Below are 23,707 nucleotides of genomic sequence, written 5' to 3' on the forward strand. Positions count from 1 at the left end.
GGTACGGGGTGGCGGACACGGCAGCGCCCCGCTTCCCCCTGAGGGGGGCGGGGCGCCGGCGTCGTCGGAGTCCTCAGCCCGGGATCAGACCGTCCTCGGAGAGCATCGCGCGGACCTCTTCGAGGGTCGCGTCCGGGGACGGAAGGATCAGTTCGGAGGGTTCGAGCGCGTCGTCGGGGAGCGGTTCGCCGAGGGCGCGTACCGCGTCGAGCAGGGCGGCGAGCGTACGGCGGAAGCCGCTGCCGTCACCCGACTCCATCTCGGCCGTCAGCTCGTCGTCCAGCTTGTTCAGTTCGGCGAAGTGACTGTCGGCCAGCTTCCACTGGCCCTCCCCCATGATCCTCACGATCATGACGCGCCGTCCTTACTGCTTGTCGAACCTGGGGTGGGAGTTCTGCTGCTGGTCCTGCGGCGTCGCCGTACCGGCGCCGCCCTCGATCGCCTGCGTGGAGGCCGAGGGGCCACCCGCCAGCTCCGCCTTCATCCGCTGGAGCTCCAGCTCGACGTCCGTGCCACCGGACAGCCGGTCCAGCTCCGCCTGGATGTCGTCCTTGGCCAGACCCGACTGGTCGTCGAGCGCGCCCGAGGCGAGCAGTTCGTCGATCGCCCCGGCCCGGGCCTGCAGCTGGGCCGTCTTGTCCTCGGCGCGCTGGATCGCCACGCCGACGTCGCTCATCTCCTCGGAGATGCCGGAGAAGGACTCGGCGATCCGGGTCTGCGCCTGGGCGGCCGTGTAGGTGGCCTTGATCGTCTCCTTCTTCGTGCGGAAGGCGTCGACCTTGGCCTGGAGCCGCTGCGCGGCCAGCGTCAGCTTCTCCTCCTCGCCCTGCAGCGTCTGGTGCTGCACCTCGAGGTCGCTCACCTGCTGCTGCAGCGCCGCCCGCCGGGACAGCGCCTCGCGCGCCAGGTCCTCGCGGCCGAGCGCCAGCGCCTTGCGGCCCTGGTCCTCCAGCTTGGAGGACTGGCCCTGGAGCTGGTTCAACTGCAGTTCGAGCCGCTTGCGCGAGGTCGCCACGTCGGCGACGCCCCGCCGGACCTTCTGCAGGAGCTCCAGCTGCTTCTGGTAGGAGTAATCGAGGGTCTCGCGCGGATCCTCGGCCCGGTCGAGGGCCTTGTTTGCCTTCGCGCGGAAGATCATCCCCATACGCTTCATGACACCGCTCATGGGCTTCGCGCGCCCCCTTCTGACGGACTCGGCTCAAGCACTCCAACAGGATCCACAGTACGGTCCCTGACTCCATTACCGCACTGTTCGGGGGCGGATGTGCTCCTCCCCAAGGACGAGTACGGACGGCCTCTGTCAGGCCCAGGGTGGAGACGGGCCTCAGGGATACCGTGCGTGTCGTCCCTCCGTACCCCCACAGACGCAGGCCGATACCGGATCGTTCCCGGCCGGACTGGGGTCCACACCCCCCACCACGTACTCTGGGGTTTGTGTTCCGTAGCCGTTCCAAGGAAGAGAAGGCCCCCACCGACAAGGTGACGGCGGACCTCTCCAAGCAGCCCCGCGACCCCGAGGCCCCCAAGGGCCGCCCGACCCCGAAGCGGAGTGAGGCCCAGACGCAACGCCGTCGTGCCGCCACGGTGCCGACCGACCGCAAGGAGGCCGCCAAGCGTGCCCGCGAGGCGCGCCGCACCGACCTCGCCCGCCAGCGCGAGGCGCTGGCCAGCGGTGACGAGCGTTACCTGCCGGCCCGTGACAAGGGTCCGGTCCGCCGCTTCGTGCGCGACTTCGTCGACTCGCGCTTCGCCATCGCGGAGTTCTTCCTCCCGATGGCCGTGGTGATCCTCGTCCTGTCGATGATCCGCGTCCCGGCGCTGCAGAACATCTCGCTGCTGCTGTGGCTCGGCGTGATCGTCATGATCGTCATCGACTCGATCGGCATCTGGCTCCGTCTGAAGAAGCAGCTGAACGAGCGCTTCCCGAACGAGCCGAAGCGCGGTGCCGTGGCCTACGGCCTGATGCGTACGCTCCAGATGCGCCGACTGCGGCTGCCGAAGCCGCAGGTCAAGCGCGGAGAGCGGCCCTGAGCGCGGACGGCTCCGGAGCCGGCACGATCGGCGGTCAGCTGCTTCCCGCCGCCTCCCCCTGGCCGAGCGGGTACGGCGGGCTGCGCGAGACCGTCCGCCAGGAGCTCGTCGCGCGCCAGCTCGACGAGCAGATAGCCGCCCGCTACCCGGTGGGGCAGCGGCTGCGGATCCTGGACGCCGGCATGGGCCAGGGCACCCAGGCGCTGCGGCTGGCCCGGGCCGGTCACACCGTGACCGGGCTGGAGGCCGATCCCGAGCTGCTCAAGGCCGCCCGGGAGTCGCTGGCCACCGAACCGGCCGGGATCCGCGAGCGGGTCCGGCTGATCGAGGGCGACGGCCGTGAGACCGGCGTCCACTTCCTGCCCGGAAGCTTCGACGTCGTGCTCTGCCACGGCGTCCTGATGTACGCGGACGAGCCGGACGCCCTGCTCGCGGGCCTCGCCCGGATGCTGGCGCCCGGCGGTCTGCTCTCCCTGGTCGTACGGAACGCGGACGCGCTGGCCATGCGGCCGGGGCTGGCCGGGGACTGGTCGGGCGCGCTGACCGGCTTCGACGCGGACACGTACACCGACCACAACGGGATCAAGGTGCGGGCCGACCGGCTCGACGCGCTGACGTCGACGCTGGCCGGGATCGCCGCGCCGTTGCACGCCTGGTACGGCGTGCGGGTCTTCACCGACGGGGTGGCGGGCGACGTGGGCCTGCCGGCCGCCGAGGAGCTGGAGCGGCTGCTCGCCGCCGAGGACCGCGCCGGGCGGACGGAGCCGTACCGCCGGGTGGCGGCGCTGCTGCACCTGTGCGGCGTCCGGGGCTGACACCCCGCGGACCCATCGGGGCACGTGCGGGCCCGCGGCTGCCCGTACCCCGGTCCACGCCCCCCGGCCCCGTGCCCCTGGTCGGCCGTGCCCATCGAGCCGTACGGAGCGGACGAACGTGATACTCCGGACATGGACGTATCCCGGGCCCGACGCCTCCTCCTCGCGCTGACCGCCGGCGCCTGCGCGGTCGCCCTGGCCGGTGGCTGCTCCCCCGGCCCGGCGCCGGGGGCAAAGAGGTCCACACAGGCCGCCGCGCCGCTCGCCGCCAACGAGCTCCAGGACGACTACCGGGCCGTCATCAGGGACGTCCTGCCGTCCGTCGTCCAGATCGACGCCAGGAACAGCCTCGGCTCGGGGGTCGTCTACGACGGCAAGGGGCACATCGTCACCAACGCCCATGTGGTCGGGGAGCAGCGGACCTTCCGGGTCACGGCGGCGACGGGCAAGGATCCGATGGCGGCGAGGCTGGTCGCCGCCTACCCCGAGCAGGACCTGGCCGTCATCCGGCTGAACTCCGTGCCTGACGGTCTGAGACCGGCCAGGTTCGGCGACTCGTCGAAGGCCGACATGGGGCAGATCGTCCTGGCGATGGGCTCCCCGCTGGGCCTGTCGGGCAGCGTCACCCAGGGCATCGTCTCGGCGACCGGCCGCACGGTCAGCGAGGGCCGCGGGGGCGGCGGTACGGGGGCGACCATCGCGAACATGATCCAGACCTCGGCCGCGATCAACCCCGGCAACAGCGGGGGCGCGCTGGTGAACCTGGACCGCGAGGTCATCGGCATCCCGACCCTGGCGGCCACGAATCCGGAGCTGGGCGGCGGCTCGGCGCCGGGGATCGGCTTCGCGATCCCGTCCTCGATGGTGCGGACGGTCGCCGACCAGATCATCAAGGACGGCAGGGTGACGGACTCGGGCCGGGCGGCCCTCGACATCACGGGCCGCACGGTGCTCGACGACGCCTACGAACCGGCCGGGGTCGCGGTGGTCGAGGCACCGGCGGACGGGGCGGCGGGCCGTGCCGGCCTGAGGGCGGGGGACGTGATCACCCGGCTCGGCGACGCGGAGATCACGACCATCACGTCGCTCTCGGAGGCGCTGGCGGCGATGCGGCCGGGGGACAGGGTGACGGTGACGTACGAGCGGGCGGGCCGCGCGGGCACGGCGGAGGTCACCCTGGGCGAGATGTAGCGCGACGCGAGGGGCGGGCGTCGGGTGCGGCGGGGGGCGGCGCGGGCGGGGGTGTCTCCCCGCCCGCGGGACGTCCTACGCCTCCGCGTTCAGGGACATCGTGTAGATCTTGGTGTCGTCCTCGAAGAGGGTGGCCTGGTCGGCGCCGCCCTCCAGCAGGTCCTTCCAGACCTCACCGATCCAGGATTCGGCGTCGCCCTGGGTCGTCCACTCCTCCGGCTCCACCGCGGGAGCGGTCTCCGTGCCGTCGGACTTCTCGAACCGCCACGTCCATGCCATGTCCGCCTCCTGAGGCTCACCGGATGATCGGTTTCCTGCCCGCAGCGTAGCCGGGCGCGCACCCCTCGCGGTGACGCGGGAGGATCAATGCGTGGAACTGACTCTGCTGGGCACCGGCGCCCCCCTCGGGCTCCCCCGCCCCGACTGCCCCTGCGCCGTGTGCGCGACCTCCCGCGGTGACCGGGCGCGGGCCGCCACCGCGCTCCTCGTGGACGAGGCGCTGCTGCTCGACCTGACACCGGGCGCCGCGCTGGCGGCCGCCCGCTCCGGGCATTCGCTGGTCGGCGTACGGCAGGTGCTGCTGACCCATCCGCACGGCGGGCCCGCCGTGGAGGTGCCGGCCGGGCTGCCGTCGGCGGGGCGGGTGCCGGACGGCCGGGAGTTGACGCTGATCAGCGGGCACCGGGTGCGGGCCGTGCCGATGGACTCCCCCGGCACGGGTTACGAGGTGACCTCGCCGGAGGGCGAGCGGCTGCTCTACCTGCCGCCGGGCGGCTCCCCCGCCGGGCTGTCCGACGACCACCGCCGTCCGTACGACATGGTCCTCGCGGACGTCACGGGCCGGCCGGACGCGCTGGCGCGGCTGCGGGCGGCCGGGGCGGTCGCCGCGAGCACCGACGTGCTCGCCGTCCACCTCGACCACGACGTGCCGAACGGCCCGGAGCTGGACCGCCGGCTCGCGGCGGCAGGGGCGCGGACGGTGCCGGACGGCACGACCCTGTACGTGGGCGAATACCACGCCGTGCCGGACGTCCCGCGTCGCACGCTGGTGACCGGCGGGGCACGGTCGGGCAAGTCGGTGGAGGCCGAGCGGCGCCTGGAGACCTTCCCCGAGGTGCTGTACGTGGCGACCGGCGGGGTCCGGGAGGGCGACCCGGAGTGGGCGCAGCGGGTGGCCCTGCACCGGGACCGGCGGCCGGGTTCCTGGCGCACGGCCGAGACCTGTGATCTTGAACCGCTCCTCCGGGAGCCGGACGGCCCCGCGCTGCTGATCGACTGTCTGTCGCTGTGGCTGACGGACGCCATGGACCAGGTGGGCGCCTGGGACGACGAGCGGTGGGCGAACGGTGCCCAGGCGGCGCTGCGGGAACGGATCACGGAGCTGGTGGCGGCGGTGCGGACCACGTCCCGTACGGTCGTCGCCGTCACCAACGAGGTGGGCTCGGGGGTCGTGCCCGCCACCGCGGCGGGGCGGCGCTTCCGGGACGAGCTGGGCCGGCTGAACGCGGCCTTCGGGGACGAGTGCGAGCAGGTGCTCCTCGTCGTCGCGGGACAGGCTCTGGTGCTGCGCGGGTAGGGTGCGATCACCTGGCCATCGCCGACGTCACAAGGAAGAGCCTTGAACCTGGACGACTTCTCCGACCTGATCGAGCGCCCCGACGGCGGGGTCCGGCGCGACGCCGAGGAACGCCGGGAGCGGCTGATCGTTCCGCCCGGCGCGCTCGGCCGGCTCGACGAGCTCGGCGAGTGGCTGTCGGCGGCGCAGGGCTCGGTCAAGGTGCGGGCGATCGAGCAGCCGCGCGTCGTGCTCTTCGCGGGCGATCACGGAGTGGCCTCGCTCGGGGTGTCCGGCCGGCCGGCCGGGACCGCGTACGAGCTGGTCCGCTCCGTGCTGGACGGCGCGAGCCCGGTGGCGGTGCTCGCCCGCGCCGCGAACGTCCCGGTGCGGGTGGTGGACGCCGGCCTCGACTGCGAGCCGGAGCTGCTGCCGGCCGAGGTCGTGCGGCACCGGGTGCGGCGCGGCAGCGGTCGGATCGACATCGAGAACGCGCTGACCACGGAGGAGACCGAGGCGGCGGTACGGCTCGGCATGGCGATCGCCGACGAGGAGGCCGACTCGGGCACCGATCTGGTGGTGCTCGGCGATCTGAGCGTGGGCGGTACGACGCCGGCCTCCACGCTGATCGCGGCCCTGTGCGGGACGGACGCCTCGGTGGTCACCGGCCGCGGCGGCGCCGGGATCGACGATCTGGCGTGGATGCGCAAGTGCGCGGCGGTCCGGGACGCGCTGCGGCGTGCCCGGCCGGTCCTGGGCGACCAGCTGGAGCTGCTCGCGGCGGTCGGCGGGGCGGACCTGGCGGCGATGACCGGCTTCCTGCTGCAGAGCGCGGTGCGCCGGATGCCGGTGGTCCTGGACGGTGTGGTGGGGGCGGCCTGTGCGCTGGTGGCGCAGCGGGCGGCGTTCCGGGCGCCGGACTGGTGGCTGGCGGGTCAGGTCAGCGGTGAGCCGGCGCAGGCGAAGGCGCTGGACCGGATGGCGCTCAACCCGCTGCTCGACCACGGCGTCACTGTGGGAGAGGGAACCGGGGCCATGCTCGCTCTGCCCCTCGTCCAGGCCGCGGCCGCGCTCGCCGCCGAGCTGCCCGAGCAGCCGGAACCGACCATTCCGGACGATGCCGGGGCGGACTCCCCGGACGAGGAGATCTAGACGCGACGGATCACGGCGCCGGACGCGGTTCCTCCCCGGGCGCCTCCTCCTCGGGGGTCCAACGCGCGGACGACCGCTTCCGGCGCCCCACCATGGCGAGCGATGCCCCATATGATCGCTTTTCATGGGAGAGGTCCGTTTGGCCACCGAAGAGACACCCCGGGGCACCACCCGTTCGCGGCGCAGCGCCGCGTTCGCCGTCTGGTACCTGCGCGCCGTCACGTTCATCAATTTCCTGAGCGCCGTCTGGGTCTCCCTCGGGCAGGACCTCCGCCGGCACAACACGGACGACTACTTCACCCCGTACCTGCTGACCGCGGGCTTCGCCTCGGGAGCCTTCACGCTCTTCCTGGCGATCACCATGCGCCGCCGCAAGCGCGCCGCCTGGATCCTCAACATCGTCCTCGGCGGGCTCTTCCTGCTGCTCTTCGCCTTGGCGATGGTCTTCCCCGAGATCCGGCAGCACGCCCAGAACTGGATCTCGCTGGCGCTGACCGCCGCCTTCGTCCTCGCCCTGATCCTCGGACGCAAGGAGTTCTACGCGAAGGGCGACCGCTCCAACCCGCTGCTCGCCGCAGCCGTGGCGGTCGGCGGCCTGCTGGTCACCTCCCTGCTCGCCGCCGTCCTGGTCACCGCGACCGACACCTCCCCCGGCACCTCCACCTTCCTGGAGCGCTGGCGGTACGGCGTGATGCGGCTGGTCACGCTGGCCTCGGACGGCTCCCGGTTCGACGGGATCGCGCCGCCCGGGTGGGTCGACGTCACCATCAACGTCCTGTCCACCCTGCTGCTGATCGCCGTGCTCTTCGCCGCCTTCCGCTCGCGCCGGGCCGTCGACCCGCTGACCGAGCAGGACGAGGACAGGCTGCGGGCACTGCTCGACAAGCACGGCGAGCGCGACTCGCTCGGCTACTTCGCACTGCGCCGCGAGAAGAGCGTGGTGTGGTCCCCCAGCGAGAAGGCCGCCATCACCTACCGGGTGGTCGGCGGGGTCTCCCTCGCCTCCGGGGACCCGATCGGCGACCCCGAGGCATGGCCGGGGGCGATCGAGCCGTGGCTGGCCGAGGCCCGCGAGCACGGCTGGGTCCCTGCCGTCATGGGCGCGAGCGAGGAGGCCGGCACCGTCTACGCCCGGCACGGCCTGGACGCCCTGGAGCTCGGCGACGAGGCGATCGTGGAGACCGGCGAGTTCACCCTCGACGGGCGCGCCATGCGCACGGTGCGGCAGGCGCACAACCGGGTCAGGCGCGCCGGGTACAAGGTGCGGATCCGGCGTCATGAGGACATCCCCGCCGACGAGATGGACGCGCTGCTCCGCAAGGCCGACGACTGGCGCGACGGGGCCACCGAGCGCGGTTTCTCGATGGCGCTCGGCCGGCTCGGCGACCCGCGGGACGGCCGGTGCGTGATGCTGGAGTGCACCGACGAGCAGAGCGAGCTGCGGGCGGTGCTCTCCTTCGTACCGTGGGGGCCCGAGGGGCTGTCGCTGGACCTGATGCGCCGCGACCGCGACTCCGAGAACGGCCTGATGGAGTTCATGGTCATCGAACTCCTCCAGCGTGCCGAGGAGATCGGGATCACGCAGGTCTCACTCAACTTCGCCATGTTCCGCTCCGTCTTCGAACGCGGCTCGAAGCTCGGGGCGGGACCCGTGCTGAGGATGTGGCGTTCGCTGCTCAGCTTCTTCTCCCGCTGGTGGCAGATCGAGTCGCTGTACCGCGCCAACGCCAAGTACCGACCGATCTGGGAGCCCCGCTTCATGCTCTTCGAGAAGAGTGCCGACCTGCTGCGCATCGGCCTGGCCGCGGGCCGCGCCGAGGGCTTCCTGGAGGCCCCGGGGCTGCCGAAGTTCCTCCACCGCAGGCACCTGGAGGGGCGGCGGTGAGCGGGGCGCTCCGGGACTTCGCGCGTCGCGAGTGGGGGCCGCTGTTCACCACCGTCCGGACGGCTCTGGCGGCGCGGAGAGGGCGGGCGGTCCCGATGACACTGGCCGCCGTCTGCCTCACGGCGCTCTTCCAGCTCGTGCAGAACCAGGACTGGGGCTATCAGCCGGTCCAGAACATCGGCTCGGTGCGGGCCGAGGACCCGCTGTGGCTCGCCCTGGCGCGGACGCCGCTCTCGCTCTTCGTCCCGGCGCTCGACCTGCCGGTGTGGGGCGCGCTGGCACAGGTCCTGCTGGTGTTCGGCATCGCCGAGATCTGCCTGGGCCGGTGGCGGACGCTCGCGATCGCGTATCTCGCGACGCTGGCCGGGACGCTGTACGCGCGCGTCGGCATCGCGCTCGGCCCCGGCCATCCGCTCGGGCTGCCCGCCTCGGACGCGCAGGTCGTCGACACCGGCCCCTCGGCGGCGGTGGTCGGCCTCGCCGTCTACGTGTGTTGGCGCCACCGCGCCTGGTGGACGGGCGCCGCGGTGATCGTCGCGATGGTCGTGGAGATCCTGATCAAGAACAACCTGGCGGGCAAGGAGCACCTGGCGGCGATCGCGGCCGTGATGGTGCTCGTCGGGGTCGCCGCGTGGCGGGAGCGCCGTCAGGAGCGGTCGGAGCCCCGGCCCGGGACCCGCTCCTGGAAGCCGCCGATCAGGTCCTGAAGCCGTCGGCGGACCCGGTCCCAGCGCCGGTCGTGACGGTAGGTCCGCAGCCGGGACCGGGCCCTCGCCCGGGGGCGGCGGCCGTAGGCGCGGCGGGACCACCAGGACCCGGGGCGGGCGAGCCGTACCGCTCCGACGACCGCCACGAACGGCACCAGCGTGCCGATGACGGCGATCCGGAACTTCCCCTTCACGAGGGCGATCAGGACGAACAGGAAGTTCACCAGGAGGGTCGCGATGAAGGTGGCCCGGTTCTGGCGTTCGTCCGTGGTGAGTTCGTCGACGCCGAACGGCGAGAATCCGCCGAGAACCAGCATCACCAGGGCCGCGGTCAGGACGACGACCTCGACGCTCTTGCGGCCTTGGTCGCTCCAGTAGACGTCGTCGAGGTGGAGGATCAGGGCGAACTCGTCCAGGACGAGGCCCGCGCCGATCCCGAAGACCGCCGCGAAGACGCAGGCGGTGACCCCCTCCCGGCCGCTGGCCACCGCGCCGAAGCCGCCGACGACGGTCAGCACGACGCCCGGAACGACGTGGTGGATGTGCAGACCGCCGGAGGAGACGTTGCCGAACGGCCCTTTTCCGGCCCGGATCATGCGCACGATCATCCGCGTGACCAGGAAGGTCACGACGAACGACGTCAGGGCGATGAGCAGCGGGAGCTTCCCCGGCTCGACGAAGTTGCGGTAGAACCAGTGACCCATGCCACCTGCTTCCGATATGCGTGTGATGCGCAATTTACAACGTGCGGGCCTGCCTTACGCTGCCCCGATGGACGGCCTGCGTTTCGCCTTCGGCACCCTCACGGTGCTTCCCGCCCGCATCACCCGCTGGGACCGGGACGCGGCGCGGGCCGGAATGCTCTGGGCCCCGGTCGCGGGTCTCGTCGTCGGTCTCCTCTCGGCCGCGGTCGGCGGGGTGTTGCTGCTGCTCGGCTCCGGTCCGCTGCTCGCCGCGGTGGCCACGGCGGCGGTCCCGGCGCTGATGACCCGCGGACTGCACCTGGACGGGCTCGCGGACACGGCGGACGGGCTCGGCAGCGCGAAGCCGGCGGAGGACGCGCTGCGGATCATGAAGCAGTCGGACATCGGTCCGTTCGGTGTCCTCGCGCTGCTCTTCTTCCTGCTGGCCCAGGTCGCCGCGCTGTACCGGCTGTACGAGGAGGGCTGGGCGTACGGCACGGTCGCCGCCGTCCTCGCCGCGACCGTCGCCCGCCTCGCCCTCACCCACGCCTCCCGCGTGGGCGTCCCGGCGGCCCGTCCTGAGGGCCTGGGCGCGATGGCCGCCGCCACGGTCCCGGTCCCCTTCGCGGCCCTCGCCACGGCGGGGGTCCTGGTGGCCTGCGCCGCGGCGGGCGCGCTGTTCTCCCCGTACGACGCCCTGCGTCATGTCCTCGCGGCGGCGGCGGGCCTCGGCGCGGCGGCGCTGCTGCTGCGCCGGTGCGTGCGGAGGTTCGGAGGGGTGACGGGCGACGTGTTCGGCGCGGTGGAGGAGACGGCGGGCACGGTGGCGCTCGTCGCGCTGACCCTGGGGTGATCGTTTCGTGACGTGACGGAAGGCAACCTTCCGCACGGTCGCACGGTCCTGCAGGGGTGATCAGACGCCTCGCCCGTACCGCCGCCGCGTTCGCCGCCGCCTCCCTGCTCCTCACCGCGTGCGGTGGGGGTGACGCCGACGGCGGTGAGAAGCCGGAGGCAGCCGCCCACCCCGTGTTCTCCGAACCGCTCGACCGTCAGGTCTTCCTCGCGCTGCGCCGGACCCAGCGGGCCGGCACCGCCGAGTTCCGCCAGACCCTCACCTTCACCTCGCGCCGGGGCAAGGCCGTCCAGACCCTGACCGGCCGTCTCGACTTCACCGGCAGCCGGGGCGAGGCCGCGAGCAGCTGGCGCGTCCCCCAGCCCTTCCCCGAGGCCGCCCGGCAAACGATCCTGGGGGAAGGCCCCGGGCGGACCACGGGCGACGCCTCCAGCACGTACACGGTGGACACGCAGACCATCCACTACCGCGCCGGCTCGGCCGGCTACTGGCTGCGGTACACGGGCGACATCAAGCCCCTCTGGGGCGTCGACGCGATCAGTCATCTGCGGGGCACCGAGGCCGCTGTCGGCGGCACCCTCCTGGAGGCGCTGGGGTCCGCTGAGGCGACGTCGGCGACGGGCACGGCGGGCCGGACCTACCGCGCCGCGTTCCCGCTCCCGGCCGCCTTGGACCTCTTCCCGTACGACCTGCGGACGGAGTTCGTCCCCGCCTCGCTGAGCAGCACGGCGAAGACCCCCGAGGTCGCGGTCACCGTCGACGTCGACGCCGACGGCCGGGTCACCCGCGCCCAGGCCGATCTCTCCGCCCTGCTCCGCAAGGAGAAGGACAGCACCCTCGCGGACGTCACGGCGGTCCACGCCGATCTCACCCTCGCCGGTCTCGGCACGTCGAAACCGACCTCCGCCGCCTCGCCCGCCGAGCGCACCCTGGACGCCGGCACGGTGGTGATCGCCACCTACGAGGCGGGGACCGGGGACTGCATGGACTTCAACACCGGCCTGCGCCACGAACGGCTGGTGGCCCGGGTGCCCTGCGCCGGTGCACACGACGGCCGGATCCACGGGCAGCACACGCTCTCGGGCGGCTACCCCGGGGCCGAGGCGGCGCGCGAGCGCGCGGACGCGGCGTGCCCGCCGTCCCCGACCGGCGACCAGGGCTGGTTCACCTGGTCGACCGAACGGGAGTGGACGGACCGCGGCGAGGGCCGCGCCACCTGTTACACCGTCACCCGCGGCTGACGGGCCGCATGGAGGACCCCGCGGCTCACAAGGACGGCTCCAGGGCGTGCGGGAGCGTGCCCCACGGGTGGGCGCCCGCGCCCGGGACCGCGCAGTGGACGCGGGTGGTGGGCAGGGCGTCACGGGGGGCCGCGTAGACCAGATGGCAGTAGTGGTCGGCGACCGGGAGGTCGAGGGCGCGGTAGGTGTCCCAGGGGCCTTCGAAGGTGACCAGCAGATCGGCGAGCGCGGCGTAGCCGGGGTGGGGGTGGGCGCCGTGGTTGAGGACCAGCGTCCGGGCGCCCGCGGCGCGCGCCGCGACGCCGACGCGGCGGAAGTGGGCGAGGGCCTCGGGCGCGGTCGGCACCTGGTCGAGGAAGGCGCCGTCGGTCCCGTACCAGTCGCGGTGGCGGAGCAGATCGGTGACGACCGCGCCGTGCGGCCGGCGGCCGTACGCGGTGTCGACGTATCCGAGGACGCGCGCCCCGGCGGCCCGGAGGCGTTCGGCCACGGCGGCGAAGGCGGGATCGGGCGCCTCGCCGGCTCCGTTCGCCGGGTTGAGGACCACGCCGTACAGCGAGGGCGCGGCATCGATCAGGGCGGCCCAGGCGTCGGGCCGGTCGGCCGGGTGCTCGTAGAAGGGCACGAGGAGCGAGGAGTTCACGGGTCCCTCCCTAGAGGCGGTGGGCGGTCGGACGTACGAGCAGGGCGCAGGCGAGGACGGCCAGGACGGCCGCCGCGGTACCGGCCACGGCGGGGCCGGCCGCCGGGGTGAACGTCTGCGCCCCGGCGGCCAGCGTGCACACCGCGGCCGCGCTCCGGACCGCGCCGAAGGCCTGGAGGAGCAGGCCGAGCCAGAGCACGACCCCGACGAGCAGCAGCCCGAGAAGCCGGACGCCGTCCAGCGCCTGCGCTCCGGGCCACAGCAGCGTGCCGACGGACGCGAGGGCGAGCAGCACGGCCAGATAGGCGCCGAGGCAGTGGGCCAGCGTCCCCGCCGCCGCACGCCGGAACGCGCGGGCGCTGGTGAGGGTGCGCAGCCCGGCGAGACTCTCGCTGCGGAAGCGGTGCAGCAGCCACTCGGCGGGCCCCATCGACAGCGTGAGAGCGACCACGGGCGCGGCGCCCGTCACGAGCACGTCACCGCCTCCCGCGTACAGCACGAGCAGACCGGTGCCGAGCCCGAAGAGCCCGTACGGCAGGGAGGCGACGAGCGGCGGGCCGGACCGGCGCCGCCGGGAGGTCACGGCACGGGCGATCCTCCGCGGCCGGGAGCCCGGCGCACCGGCCCCCTCCGGCCCGGCGGCCCGAGGGCCGGGAGTCCCACCACCGACCGTCCCGGCGGCCCGGGGGCCGGGAGTCCCACCGCCGGCCGTCCCGGCGGCCCGGGGCCCCGGGGTCCCGGCGCCCTTCGGGCGGCCGGGCCGGGACGCGGGGCGCAGCACCATCGTCGCGAAGGAGACCGTGGCCGTCAGGGAGAGGAGCAGCAGGCCGGCGCGGAGGGCGTCCGGGAGGTCGTACCGGAAGGCGGGCAGCGCGCCGGCGAGCGGCACCAGCGCGCAGAGCAGGGCGCATTCGCGGCCGAGGACGAGCAGGACCGTCGCGGCGCCGAGGTAGAGGGACTGCCCCGCGGCGAACACGACGACCCGCCACGCGCCGGGCCCGGCGGCCGCCAGGGCGACGGCCGTGCCGAGGAGCGCGCCGGCCGGGGCGCCGAGGAGCAGGGTGCGGGCGGAGGCCCGGCGGTCGCCGAGGCCGAGCCAGGAGTACGCGCGGTGGGCGAGGGCCTGGTTCCACACCCAGCCGGTCACCGCGCCCGCGAGCAGCGGTCCCGCGGCGGGCCCGGTCAGGAGCGGCGCCCCGAGCACGTACGCGAGGCCCGGCAGGGCGAAGACGAGACCGCGCAGCAGGCAGCCGGTGAGCCCGCTGTGCCAGGGCCCCGCGGGCGGGGCCTCCGGCGCGGGGTGGCGCCGCTCCACGCGCGCGTAGATGTCCTCGGCGAGTGCGAAGGAGTCGGCGCGACCGTAGGCGAGCCGGATGTGGTCGTCGGTCATGCCGTCCGACTCCAGGATCGCGGCTATCTCGTCGGGGTGCACCGCCTCGGCGGCCAGCGCCTGAAGCCGGTCGGCGAGTTCGTCGAGCGGATCGGGGGCGAGGGGCCCCTGCGGGGCGTGGGGGTCGCGAGAGGCTTGGAGGTCGCGAGAGGCTTGGAGGTCGCGAGAGGCTTGGGGCGGGCCGCCCCCCGACGCGCCCGCGACCGGGGCCGGCTCCGGGGCGAACGCGGTGCACGCGGCGCGCGGGCGGGGGATCACCGGCAGGGTGTCCCGCATCGTGCCGTTCTTCAGCCAGAGCGAGCCGCTCATGAGAGGGAGCCTCCGCCGACGAGGTCCTGGCGCCAGGGGTCGGTGAGACGCACCGTCCAGTCGGCCGAGTCGTCGGGGGCGGCCGTACGGACCGGCTGTCCGGCGAGCTCGCGGTAGATCCGCCGGAAGCCGTCCACCGAGCGGTGCAGGGTGAACCGGTCGACGACCCGCTGGCGGGCCCGGCGGCCCAGCTCCGCCCGCCGCTCCCCGTCGCGCAGCAGCTCCGTCACGGCCGCGGCGAGCACGGCCGGCTCGCGCGGCGGCACGACGAGTCCCGTGTCGCCGACGGCCTCCCGTACCCCGCCCACATCGGTGGACACCGTGGCCCGGCCGCAGGACATGGCCTCGATCAGCGAGAAGGGAAACCCTTCGCTGATCGAGGACAGCACCACCACGCTGCCCGCCCCGTACGCGCCGGCCACGTCGGAGACGCGGCCCTCGAAGGTGATGCCGTCGGTGACGCCCAGCTCGGCCGCCAGCTTCTCCAGGCGGGTGCGGTAGTCCTCGTTCCCGGCCGGTACGGGGCCGAACAACCGCAGCCTCAGCTCGGGGAGTTCGGCGCGGGAGATCGCGTACGCCCGGATCAGTGTCTCCAGGTCCTTGATGGGGTCGATCCGGCCGCACCAGCTGAGGGTGGGGACCTCCGGCTCGGGTCCGGCGTACGGGAAGGCGTGCGGGTCGACGCCGTTGTAGACGGTCCGGATGCGGGCGGCGGGGGCGCCGCCGCGCTCCTCCCAGCGCCGGTTGTACTGGTTGCAGGGGGTGATCAGGTCGGCCTTGCGGTAGCCGAGGGTGTTGAGCTCGCGGTAGAAGCCGAGCATCAGGGCCTTGACGGGCCAGCGCTGGGACTCCGTGCGGTAGCCGAGGTAGCGCTCCCGCAGGTAGATGCCGTGTTCGGTGAGCAGGAAGGGCACCCCTTCGAAGTGCTGGGCGGCGAGCGCCGGCAGGGTCGCGAGTCCGCTGGAGACGGCGTGCGCGACGCTGCTGTCGGGTATGCGGGCGGCGAGCGGCCGCAGCGCGTGCTCGAGCAGGTCGGTGGCGGTCAGCGCGTCGTGGACGGTGGGCCGGGCCGCGGCCGTCGGCAGGTGCGGCATGGTCCATACCCACATCAGGGAGCGCAGGACCGGCTCGGAGCGCAGGGCGGCGGTGAGCCCGCCGCGCCGGGCGAGTTCGGCCAGGGCGTAGAGCCCCTCGCCGAACTCGCAGCCGGCCTCGGGGTCGAGCAGGGAGAGCAGGAAGCGTTCGTAGGTGTCGACGAAGCGGCGGCGCGCCCGCCCCCACGGCGGCCGGCCCCGTTCCGGGGTCTGGCCCCAGAGCGGGAAGGCGGTGTGCCGGTAGACGTTCGGCGGCAGCTCCCAGGTGACCGGTTCCCGGCCGTTGCCGGTGAGGGCGAGGACCTGGAAGTCGACCTCGGGCATGCCCCGGACGAGTTGGTCGCACCAGGTGCTGACGCCTCCGTGGACATGCGGATAGGTGCCTTCGGTGAGCATGGTGACGTGACGGCCACTGCTCGACATGTGCGTTTCCCCCAGAACGTGACGACAGCAGAACGTGACGACAGTGGAAGGCGACGACCGCGGAACGCGACGACGGCCGGTCGGGAGCCGGTCAGGCGGTCGGGAGCCGGAGCGTGATCGCGGTCTGCAGCGGCTCCGGCGCGGTCCACGCCGAGCGCGCTCCGGCGTACGGCGCCCCGAACACCGCGGTGCTCAGGAGCAGTTGCCTGCGGGTGCCCTCGGGGGCGGTGACCGGCGCGGACACGCCCGCGGGCGCCTTGACGGTGACGGTGGTGCCGATGCGGTACGCGGTGACCTGGCCGGCGGCGAGCGCCCGGTCCCAGGCGGCACGGCGGTTGAGCTCGGTGCCGACATCGCGCTGACGGGGATTCACCAGCGGTGTGTTGTCTGCGAAGAGGGCCCGGTAGTCGGCGAGGACCCGGTCGAGGACGGGGTAGAGGATCCGCTCCTCGGCGAGGTTGGACTGGTGGACGTAGTGGGGGCGCGGGTCGTTCGCGACGATGTGGGAGAGGGCCGTGCGGGCCTCCCGCGGGACGATGTGGGCGGCGTACCCGGTGGCGGTGTCGAGCGGGGCGGGCAGGCAGGTGGAGGCCGGGTCGACCTCGCAGATCCCGCTGCCGCCGTGGGCGCGCGCGGTGTAGATCCAGTTGTACTCGTCGGCCATCTCGGCGGCCGTGCCGACGTTGTAGTACACGTTCATCGGGTGGCGCGGGACGGTCATGGCGCCGCCGAGCGACCGCTGCAGCGGCTCGCGGGAGTTGTCGCTCGCCACCCAGCGCACTCCGTTGTCGGAGAGTGCTCCGGCGAGGTTCGGGTTGTCGGTGGGCTGCTGCGGGAGGGTCTTCAGGCCGGAGTGCTCACCGGTGACGAGTTCGGTCCGGTCGACGGAGAGGCCCTTGCGGAGGGCCCAGTCGTGGTTGTTCCGGATCTGTCCGGAGATCTCGCTGCGGCTCATCCACAGGGTGGTCCCGGCGGCGTTCTTCGCGCACCTCCACGGGACGGTGCTGGTGTCCTGGACGCAGCCCAGGAAGGGGTGGGTGTACGTGTGGTTGACCCAGCGGTACTGGGCGCGGTCGGCGATCAGCTGGGCGGTGAGCGGGTCGGTGCCCCCGTGCTCGGTCTTCCACTGCTCGCCCTGGCCGCCGTTGTAGACCATGTCGAGGGTGAAGCCGGCGGCCTTCTGCCAGGCGGCGGCGTGGCGGGCGTCGTCGGCGGTCATCCGGATCGGGTTCTCGCCCTGGCCCTCGTCGCCGGCGCAGTCGAAGTCGCCGGGGGTGCAGTTCCGGACGGTGTCCCAGCGGGCGTCGGGGGCGAAGACGTCGTCGACGTGGACGGAGAACCAGCTGCGGCTCTGACCGAGGTGGACGCCCTGGGTGAGCCATTCGACGATGCCGCGGGCGAGCGCCCGGAACTGCCGCTGGTACTGGTTGTAGGCGAAGGTGACGACCAGTTCCCGGCGGCCGTCGTGGGCGTACTCGCCGATCAGGCTGGCCCGGCCGCCGCCGTCGACGGGGATGTCGAGGTAGCTGGTGAAGCCCTCGCGGGGGCGGCCCGCGTAGCCGTAGCTCTCGGAGATCGCCGGGTCGTTGTCCTCGAAGGTCAGCGGCCCGTCCAGGTGCCGGAAGGGGCCTGCCCGGCCGGCCGCGGTGACGGAGGCGGCGGCGCCGTCGAGGGGGCCGGAGAAGCCCGCGTCGCTGGTGTGGTCGAGCCCGACGCCGGGGTGGGCCCAGGTGTAGGCGTCGACCTGCGGGATGCCGAAGTTCCGCTCGTACGCGACGAGCGCCGCCTGCTCGGCGGAGTCCGGGCCGAAGGCGGTCTCGTGGGGCAGGACGACGCCCTGGTACTTGGCCCGGGGGCGCCCCGCGACCGTGTCGCTGAGGAAGGCGGAGTCGATGACCGGACGGCTGGAATCAGCCAGATCGACCCGTCGGTACGGGACACCGGTGGAGCGCAGCTCGGCGGTGATCGCCTCCACGGCGCTGCCGCCGTCGTCGACGACCAGGACCGTGAGGTCGATCCGCGGCACCGGCTCGGCCGCGCTCGCCCCCGCGGAGGGGACGACGGTGGCGAGGAGTGCGGCGGCGAGCAGGGACGCCGTCCTGGCTGTTCTGGGCATACGGGAACCGGCAGAGTCCATCGGTGGTGTCCCCCCTCGACAGGCCCCGCCCGGACAGGGAGGACCTGTGGAGATGATGCGGATGATGCAAAGGGGCGAGCGCCGCCCTTGCGCGATTGAGGCGAGTGTGACGGAGCCCGCCGGGCCCGTGAGGTAAACGTGAAAGAGACACCACGGATGAGTGAATCACCGTCGCCGTGAGCGAGACCGAAGAGCGAGCGTAGGCTCGTTCCCGGCGTCCCCCGGGCCGAAATACGATGCGGCGGGCACGGTCGGCCCATCCCTCGACCGCCACAGAACTCAATGGAAGCGAGATTTCACCACCGTGACTGCTCTCACTCTCAGCACTGCCGGTGCGGCGACGCTGCGCGCCGACGCCCTCGTCATCGGCGTCGCGAAGTCCGGCGACGGCCTGCTCGTCGCCCCGGGCGCCGAGGCCGTCGACAAGGCGTTCGACGGCAAGCTCGCCACCGTCCTGGAGACCCTGGGCGCCACGGGTGCCGAGGGTGAGGCGACCAAGCTGCCCGCCCCCGCCGGCCTGAAGGCCCCCGTCGTGCTCGCCGTCGGCCTGGGTTCCGCCCCCGAGGACGGCGAGGCGTACGGCTCCGAGGCCCTGCGCCGCGCCGCCGGCACCGCCGCCCGCACCCTGCACGGCTCGAAGAAGGCCGGGTTCGCGCTGCCGGTCTCGGCCGCCGGGGACGCCGAGGCGATCACGGAGGGCGCGCTGCTCGGCGCGTACGCCTACACCGCGTACCAGGACAGCAAGAACGGCAAGGGCGCGAAGCAGCCGCTGGCCGAGGTCACCGTGCTGGGCGGCAAGCCCCGCGACAAGGCGTTCAAGGCCGTCGTCGAGCGCGCGCAGGCGCTCGCCGAGGAGATCAACCGCGCCCGCGACCTGATCAACATGCCGCCGAACGACCTCTACCCCGAGACGTTCGCCGCCATCGTCACGGCGGCGGGCAAGGAGCACGGCCTCAAGGTGCAGGTGCTCGACGAGAAGGCGCTCGACAAGGGCGGCTACGGCGGCATCCTCGGCGTGGGCAAGGGCGCGGTCCGCGGCCCGCGCCTGGTCCGGGTCGCCTACACGCACCCGAAGGCGGAGAAGACCCTCGCCCTGGTCGGCAAGGGCATCACCTACGACTCGGGCGGCATCTCCCTGAAGCCGGCCGGCCACAACGAGACGATGAAGTGCGACATGAGCGGCGCCGCCGCCGTGTTCGCCTCGGTCGTCGCCGCCGCCCGCATCGGCCTGGCCGTGAACGTCACCGGCTGGCTGGCGCTGGCCGAGAACATGCCGTCGGGCTCGGCCACCCGCCCCGGCGACGTGCTGCGCATGTACAGCGGCAAGACCGTCGAGGTCCTGAACACCGACGCCGAGGGCCGGCTCGTCCTCGCCGACGCGCTGACCCGGGCCTCGGAGGAGAACCCGGACGCGATCGTCGACGTGGCGACGCTGACCGGCGCGATGGTGCTGGCCCTGGGCAACCGCACCTTCGGCATCATGGCCAACGACGACGACTACCGCACCGCGATCCACGAGATCGCCGAGGAGGTCGGCGAGCAGTCCTGGCCGATGCCGCTCCCGGCGGACCTGCGCAAGGGCATGGACTCCCCGACCGCCGACATCGCCAACATGGGCGAGCGGATGGGCGGCGGCCTGGTGGCCGGTCTCTTCCTGAAGGAGTTCGTCGGCGAGGGCATCACCTGGGCCCACCTCGACATCGCGGGTCCGGCCTTCCACGAGGGCGCGCCGTACGGCTACACCCCCAAGGGCGGCACGGGTTCCGCGGTCCGCACGCTGGTGAAGCTGGCGGAGCGGACCGCCGACGGCGAGCTCTGACTCCTCTGAGGCTCGGCTCACCTCCGGGGCGCTGAAGCCGCTGTGGGGGCACCCCCGGACGGAGTCCGGGGGAGGTCGACCGTGCTCGCCCGCTCGTTCCGTGGCCTGCGCGCTCTCCCTCTCGACAGCGTCGCTCCCCCTGCCTTCGGCGGGGGGACCCCCACTTCGGTTCGCTCGCCCTCGTGCGCGCCGGCCCCCGGTTCACACCCGGGGGCCGTTGCGCTCTCGACGAAATCCGTACGTTCGTACGTGCCGATCACCTGTCCGTACGGGCGATCAGCCGTCTCACAGCCCGGCCCCGCGTCCCGCCTTCCGGCAACAAGTGCGAAGATGGGTTCTCGGCAGGACAGGGCCCCCACCACAGGGCCGAAGAAAAAGCGGCCGAACACCAGCCGATCGACCGGTCCTCTCCCGAAGGGGACAGACGGAACCGGCGATGGCGCACATGCATGGAGGACGTGACGTGGCGAACGACGCCAGCACCGTTTTCGACCTAGTGATCCTCGGCGGCGGTAGCGGCGGTTACGCCGCGGCGCTGCGCGGAGCGCAGCTGGGCCTGGACGTCGCACTGATCGAGAAGAACAAGCTCGGCGGCACCTGCCTGCACAACGGCTGCATCCCCACGAAGGCCCTGCTCCACGCCGGCGAGGTCGCCGACCAGGCCCGCGAGGCGGAGCAGTTCGGTGTCAAGGCCACTTTCGAGGGCATCGACATCAAGGCCGTCCACAAGTACAAGGACGATGTGATCTCGGGCCTCTACAAGGGTCTGCAGGGTCTGGTCGCCTCCCGCAAGGTGACCTACATCGAGGGCCACGGCCACCTCTCCTCCCCGACCTCCGTCGACGTGGACGGCCGTCGCGTCGAGGGTCGACACGTCCTCCTCGCCACCGGCTCCGTACCGAAGTCGCTGCCGGGCCTGGAGATCGACGGCAACCGGATCATCTCCTCGGACCACGCGCTGACCCTGGACCGCGTCCCGGAGTCGGCGATCATCCTCGGCGGCGGTGTCATCGGTGTCGAGTTCGCCTCCGCGTGGAAGTCCTTCGGGACCGACGTGACCGTCATCGAGGGCCTGAAGCACCTGGTCCCGGCCGAGGACGAGAACAGCTCCAAGCTTCTTGAGCGCGCCTTCCGCAAGCGCGGCATCAAGTTCAACCTCGGCACCTTCTTCCAGGCGGCCGAGTACACCGAGAACGGTGTCAAGGTCACCCTGGCCGACGGCAAGACCTTCGAGGCCGAGGTCCTCCTGGTCGCCATCGGCCGCGGCCCGGTCTCGGCCGGTCTCGGCTACGAGGAGCAGGGCGTCGCGATGGACCGCGGCTACGTCCTCGTCGACGAGTACATGCGCACGAACGTGCCCACGATCTCCGCGGTCGGCGACCTCGTCCCGACCCTCCAGCTCGCGCACGTCGGCTTCGCCGAGGGCATCCTGGTGGCGGAGCGACTGGCCGGTCTGAAGACCGTTCCGATCGACTACGACGGCGTGCCCCGGGTGACGTACTGCCACCCCGAGGTCGCCTCCGTCGGCATCACCGAGGCCAAGGCCAAGGAGATCTACGGCGCGGACAAGGTCGTCGCCCTGAAGTACAACCTCGCGGGCAACGGCAAGAGCAAGATCCTGAAGACCGCGGGCGAGATCAAGCTCGTCCAGGTCAAGGACGGTGCCGTGGTCGGCGTCCACATGGTCGGTGACCGCATGGGCGAGCAGGTCGGCGAAGCGCAGCTGATCTACAACTGGGAGGCGCTGCCGGCCGAGGTCGCGCAGCTCATCCACGCCCACCCGACGCAGAACGAGGCCCTCGGCGAGGCGCACCTGGCGCTGGCCGGCAAGCCTCTGCACTCCCACGACTGACGCTCACGTCATCCACGGGCGCGACGACCACATCCCGCAATTCGTTAGGAGCAACTGAAACCATGTCGGTTTCCGTAACCCTGCCGGCGCTCGGCGAGAGCGTCACCGAGGGCACCGTCACCCGCTGGCTCAAGGCCGAGGGTGAGCGTGTCGAGGCCGACGAGCCGCTGCTCGAGGTCTCGACCGACAAGGTCGACACCGAGATCCCCGCCCCCGCGTCGGGCGTCCTCGCCTCCATCAAGGTCGCCGAGGACGAGACCGTCGAGGTCGGCGCCGAGCTCGCGATCATCGACGACGGCTCCGGTGCCCCGGCCGCCCCCGAGGCCCCGGCCGCTGCCGAGGCCCCGGCCGCTCCGGCCCCGCAGCAGGAGGCCCCGGCCCCTGCCCCGCAGGCCGCCCCCTCCACCGAGGTCCAGACCCCGGCTCCCGCCCCGACGGCCGAGGCCGCCGCGGGCGGCGGTTCCGCCGAGGGCACCGACGTCGTCCTGCCGGCGCTCGGCGAGTCCGTCACCGAGGGCACCGTCACCCGCTGGCTGAAGTCGGTCGGCGAGGAGGTCACGGAGGACGAGCCGCTGCTCGAGGTCTCCACGGACAAGGTCGACACCGAGATCCCGGCCCCGGCTTCGGGTGTCCTGCTCGAGATCGTCGTCGGCGAGGACGAGACCGCCGAGGTCGGCGCCAAGCTGGCCGTCATCGGCGCCGCGGGTGCCGCTCCCGCCGCTGCCCCGGCTCCGGCCGCTCCGGCCCCGGCCGCCGCTCCGGCTCCTGCCCCGGCTCCGGCGCCCGCCCCGGCCGCTCCGGCTGCCACTCCGGCCCCGGCTCCTGCCCCGGCCCCCGCCCCGGCTCCGGCCGCCCCGGCCCCCGCCCCGGCCGCCCCGGCCCCGGTCACCCCGGCCCCGGCCGCCCCCGCCGCCGCACAGCCGGCGGACGACGGCGCCTACGTGACCCCGCTGGTCCGCAAGCTCGCCTCGGAGAACGGCATCGACCTGGCGTCCGTCAAGGGCACCGGCGTCGGCGGCCGTATCCGTAAGCAGGACGTCCTCTCGGCCGCCGAGGCCAAGAAGGCCGCCCCGGCCCCCGCCGCCGCGACCGCCGCTCCGGCCGCCGCGAAGGCACCGGCCCTGGAGGTCTCCCCCCTCCGCGGCCAGACGGTCAAGATGACCCGCATGCGCAAGGTCATCGGCGACAACATGATGAAGGCGCTGCACACGCAGGCGCAGCTGACCTCGGTCGTCGAGGTGGACATCACCAAGCTGATGAAGCTGCGCGCCGCCGCGAAGGACTCCTTCGCGGCCCGTGAGGGCGTCAAGCTGTCCCCGATGCCGTTCTTCGTGAAGGCGGCGGCCCAGGCGCTGAAGGCCCACCCGGTCATCAACGCCCGGATCAACGAGGACGAGGGCACCATCACGTACTTCGACTCGGAGAACATCGGCATCGCCGTGGACTCCGAGAAGGGTCTGATGACCCCGGTCATCAAGGGCGCGGGCGACCTGAACATCGCCGGCATCGCCAAGAAGACCGCGGAGCTCGCGGGCGCCGTGCGCGCCAGCAAGATCACGCCGGACGACCTCGCCGGTGCGACCTTCACGATCTCCAACACCGGTTCGCGCGGTGCGCTCTTCGACACGATCATCGTGCCCCCGAACCAGGTCGCCATCCTGGGCATCGGTGCCACGGTGCGCCGTCCGGTCGTCGTGAACCACCCGGACCTGGGTGAGACGATCGCGATCCGCGACATGACGTACGTCGCGCTCTCCTACGACCACCGTCTGGTGGACGGCGCCGACGCGGCCCGTTACCTGACGGCCGTCAAGGCGATCCTCGAGGCCGGCGAGTTCGAGGTCGAGCTCGGCCTGTAAGGCAACGTAACGAGCCTCACCTGCGGCGCCCCCACCTGGAAGTGTTTCCGGGTGGGGGCGCCGCCGTA

The 23,707-nt window shown here is 73.1% G+C and carries 20 protein-coding genes; 12 read left to right on the plus strand and 8 right to left on the minus strand.

All coding sequences use genetic code 11. The features are described from left to right. Positions 1-73: 73 nt before the first annotated feature. Both pspAA and ACZ4VW_RS06095 read right to left on the minus strand, forming a co-directional pair. On the minus strand, positions 74-352 hold the full coding sequence (pspAA, locus tag ACZ4VW_RS06090; RefSeq protein ID WP_467958896.1) for a PspA-associated protein PspAA: 279 nt from the start codon (positions 350-352) through the stop codon (positions 74-76). Positions 353-364: 12 nt separating this feature from the next. Next, a complete protein-coding gene (locus ACZ4VW_RS06095; protein ID WP_467958898.1) occupies positions 365-1,165 on the minus strand; it encodes a PspA/IM30 family protein in 801 nt (266 codons plus the stop codon). Between the two features lie 269 nt (positions 1,166-1,434). Here ACZ4VW_RS06095 and ACZ4VW_RS06100 point away from each other — a divergent pair, with 269 nt between their 5' ends. From ACZ4VW_RS06100 to ACZ4VW_RS06110, 3 genes are all read left to right on the plus strand, one after another. Then, positions 1,435-2,031: a DUF3043 domain-containing protein gene (locus ACZ4VW_RS06100; protein WP_467958900.1), complete on the plus strand. Its 597-nt coding sequence runs from the start codon at positions 1,435-1,437 to the stop codon at positions 2,029-2,031. Between the two features lie 38 nt (positions 2,032-2,069). Then, positions 2,070-2,846: a class I SAM-dependent methyltransferase gene (locus ACZ4VW_RS06105; protein ID WP_467959581.1), complete on the plus strand. Its 777-nt coding sequence runs from the start codon at positions 2,070-2,072 to the stop codon at positions 2,844-2,846. A gap of 132 nt (positions 2,847-2,978) precedes the next feature. Beyond that, positions 2,979-4,037 carry a S1C family serine protease gene (locus ACZ4VW_RS06110; RefSeq protein ID WP_467958902.1) on the plus strand — a complete coding sequence of 353 codons (1,059 nt, stop codon included), beginning with the start codon at positions 2,979-2,981 and terminating at the stop codon, positions 4,035-4,037. A 75-nt stretch (positions 4,038-4,112) separates the two neighbouring features. Here the strand turns inward: ACZ4VW_RS06110 and ACZ4VW_RS06115 are convergent, their stop codons facing one another. Then, complete coding sequence (locus tag ACZ4VW_RS06115; protein ID WP_385156756.1) at positions 4,113-4,316, minus strand: hypothetical protein; 204 nt, start codon at positions 4,314-4,316, stop codon at positions 4,113-4,115. A gap of 91 nt (positions 4,317-4,407) precedes the next feature. Between ACZ4VW_RS06115 and ACZ4VW_RS06120 the strand changes: the two genes are divergently transcribed. The 4 genes from ACZ4VW_RS06120 to ACZ4VW_RS06135 all read left to right on the plus strand — a co-directional run bounded on the left by ACZ4VW_RS06120 (position 4,408) and on the right by ACZ4VW_RS06135 (position 9,336). Continuing rightward, positions 4,408-5,613 (plus strand): bifunctional adenosylcobinamide kinase/adenosylcobinamide-phosphate guanylyltransferase, encoded by a 1,206-nt coding sequence (locus ACZ4VW_RS06120; protein ID WP_467958905.1) that lies wholly within the window; start codon positions 4,408-4,410, stop codon positions 5,611-5,613. A 42-nt stretch (positions 5,614-5,655) separates the two neighbouring features. After that, positions 5,656-6,744, plus strand: coding sequence for a nicotinate-nucleotide--dimethylbenzimidazole phosphoribosyltransferase (gene cobT, locus ACZ4VW_RS06125; protein WP_467958907.1), 1,089 nt, complete (start codon positions 5,656-5,658; stop codon positions 6,742-6,744). Positions 6,745-6,868: 124 nt separating this feature from the next. Next, a complete protein-coding gene (locus ACZ4VW_RS06130) occupies positions 6,869-8,629 on the plus strand; it encodes a phosphatidylglycerol lysyltransferase domain-containing protein (RefSeq protein WP_467958909.1) in 1,761 nt (586 codons plus the stop codon). Beyond that, positions 8,626-9,336, plus strand: a complete 711-nt coding sequence (locus ACZ4VW_RS06135) for a hypothetical protein (protein WP_467958911.1) — start codon at positions 8,626-8,628, stop codon at positions 9,334-9,336. Before ACZ4VW_RS06130 ends, ACZ4VW_RS06135 begins: the two co-directional genes overlap by 4 nt. Here the strand turns inward: ACZ4VW_RS06135 and ACZ4VW_RS06140 are convergent. Then, positions 9,276-10,040 carry a hypothetical protein gene (locus ACZ4VW_RS06140; protein ID WP_467958913.1) on the minus strand — a complete coding sequence of 255 codons (765 nt, stop codon included), beginning with the start codon at positions 10,038-10,040 and terminating at the stop codon, positions 9,276-9,278. The genes ACZ4VW_RS06135 and ACZ4VW_RS06140 overlap by 61 nt on opposite strands. Before the next feature lie 67 nt (positions 10,041-10,107). Here ACZ4VW_RS06140 and ACZ4VW_RS06145 point away from each other — a divergent pair, with 67 nt between their 5' ends. After that, on the plus strand, positions 10,108-10,872 hold the full coding sequence (locus ACZ4VW_RS06145; protein ID WP_467958915.1) for an adenosylcobinamide-GDP ribazoletransferase: 765 nt from the start codon (positions 10,108-10,110) through the stop codon (positions 10,870-10,872). Positions 10,873-10,928: 56 nt separating this feature from the next. After that, complete coding sequence (locus ACZ4VW_RS06150; protein ID WP_467958918.1) at positions 10,929-12,113, plus strand: hypothetical protein; 1,185 nt, start codon at positions 10,929-10,931, stop codon at positions 12,111-12,113. Positions 12,114-12,138: 25 nt separating this feature from the next. Here ACZ4VW_RS06150 and ACZ4VW_RS06155 read toward each other — a convergent pair whose 3' ends face one another. The 4 genes from ACZ4VW_RS06155 to ACZ4VW_RS06170 all read right to left on the minus strand — a co-directional run bounded on the left by ACZ4VW_RS06155 (position 12,139) and on the right by ACZ4VW_RS06170 (position 18,088). Then, positions 12,139-12,756 carry a spherulation-specific family 4 protein gene (locus ACZ4VW_RS06155; RefSeq protein WP_467958920.1) on the minus strand — a complete coding sequence of 206 codons (618 nt, stop codon included), beginning with the start codon at positions 12,754-12,756 and terminating at the stop codon, positions 12,139-12,141. A gap of 10 nt (positions 12,757-12,766) precedes the next feature. Beyond that, positions 12,767-14,455 carry a hypothetical protein gene (locus tag ACZ4VW_RS06160; RefSeq protein WP_467958922.1) on the minus strand — a complete coding sequence of 563 codons (1,689 nt, stop codon included), beginning with the start codon at positions 14,453-14,455 and terminating at the stop codon, positions 12,767-12,769. Continuing rightward, positions 14,452-15,972, minus strand: coding sequence for a GT4 family glycosyltransferase PelF (gene pelF / locus ACZ4VW_RS06165; RefSeq protein WP_467958924.1), 1,521 nt, complete (start codon positions 15,970-15,972; stop codon positions 14,452-14,454). Before pelF ends, ACZ4VW_RS06160 begins: the two co-directional genes overlap by 4 nt. Positions 15,973-16,063: 91 nt before the next feature. Then, entirely contained in the window at positions 16,064-18,088 is a 2,025-nt protein-coding gene (locus ACZ4VW_RS06170; RefSeq protein ID WP_467958926.1) for a hypothetical protein, read from the minus strand. Positions 18,089-18,413: 325 nt separating this feature from the next. Between ACZ4VW_RS06170 and ACZ4VW_RS06175 the strand changes: the two genes are divergently transcribed. The 3 genes from ACZ4VW_RS06175 to sucB all read left to right on the plus strand — a co-directional run bounded on the left by ACZ4VW_RS06175 (position 18,414) and on the right by sucB (position 23,639). Continuing rightward, positions 18,414-19,928, plus strand: a complete 1,515-nt coding sequence (locus ACZ4VW_RS06175; protein WP_467958928.1) for a leucyl aminopeptidase — start codon at positions 18,414-18,416, stop codon at positions 19,926-19,928. 463 nt (positions 19,929-20,391) lie between these two features. Then, complete coding sequence (gene lpdA, locus ACZ4VW_RS06180; RefSeq protein WP_467958929.1) at positions 20,392-21,780, plus strand: dihydrolipoyl dehydrogenase; 1,389 nt, start codon at positions 20,392-20,394, stop codon at positions 21,778-21,780. Positions 21,781-21,842: 62 nt separating this feature from the next. Beyond that, positions 21,843-23,639, plus strand: coding sequence for a 2-oxoglutarate dehydrogenase, E2 component, dihydrolipoamide succinyltransferase (sucB, locus tag ACZ4VW_RS06185; protein WP_467958931.1), 1,797 nt, complete (start codon positions 21,843-21,845; stop codon positions 23,637-23,639). The last annotated feature ends 68 nt before the right edge of the window (positions 23,640-23,707 follow it).

It is taken from the genome of Streptomyces sp. NPDC029139, from assembly GCF_055564335.1.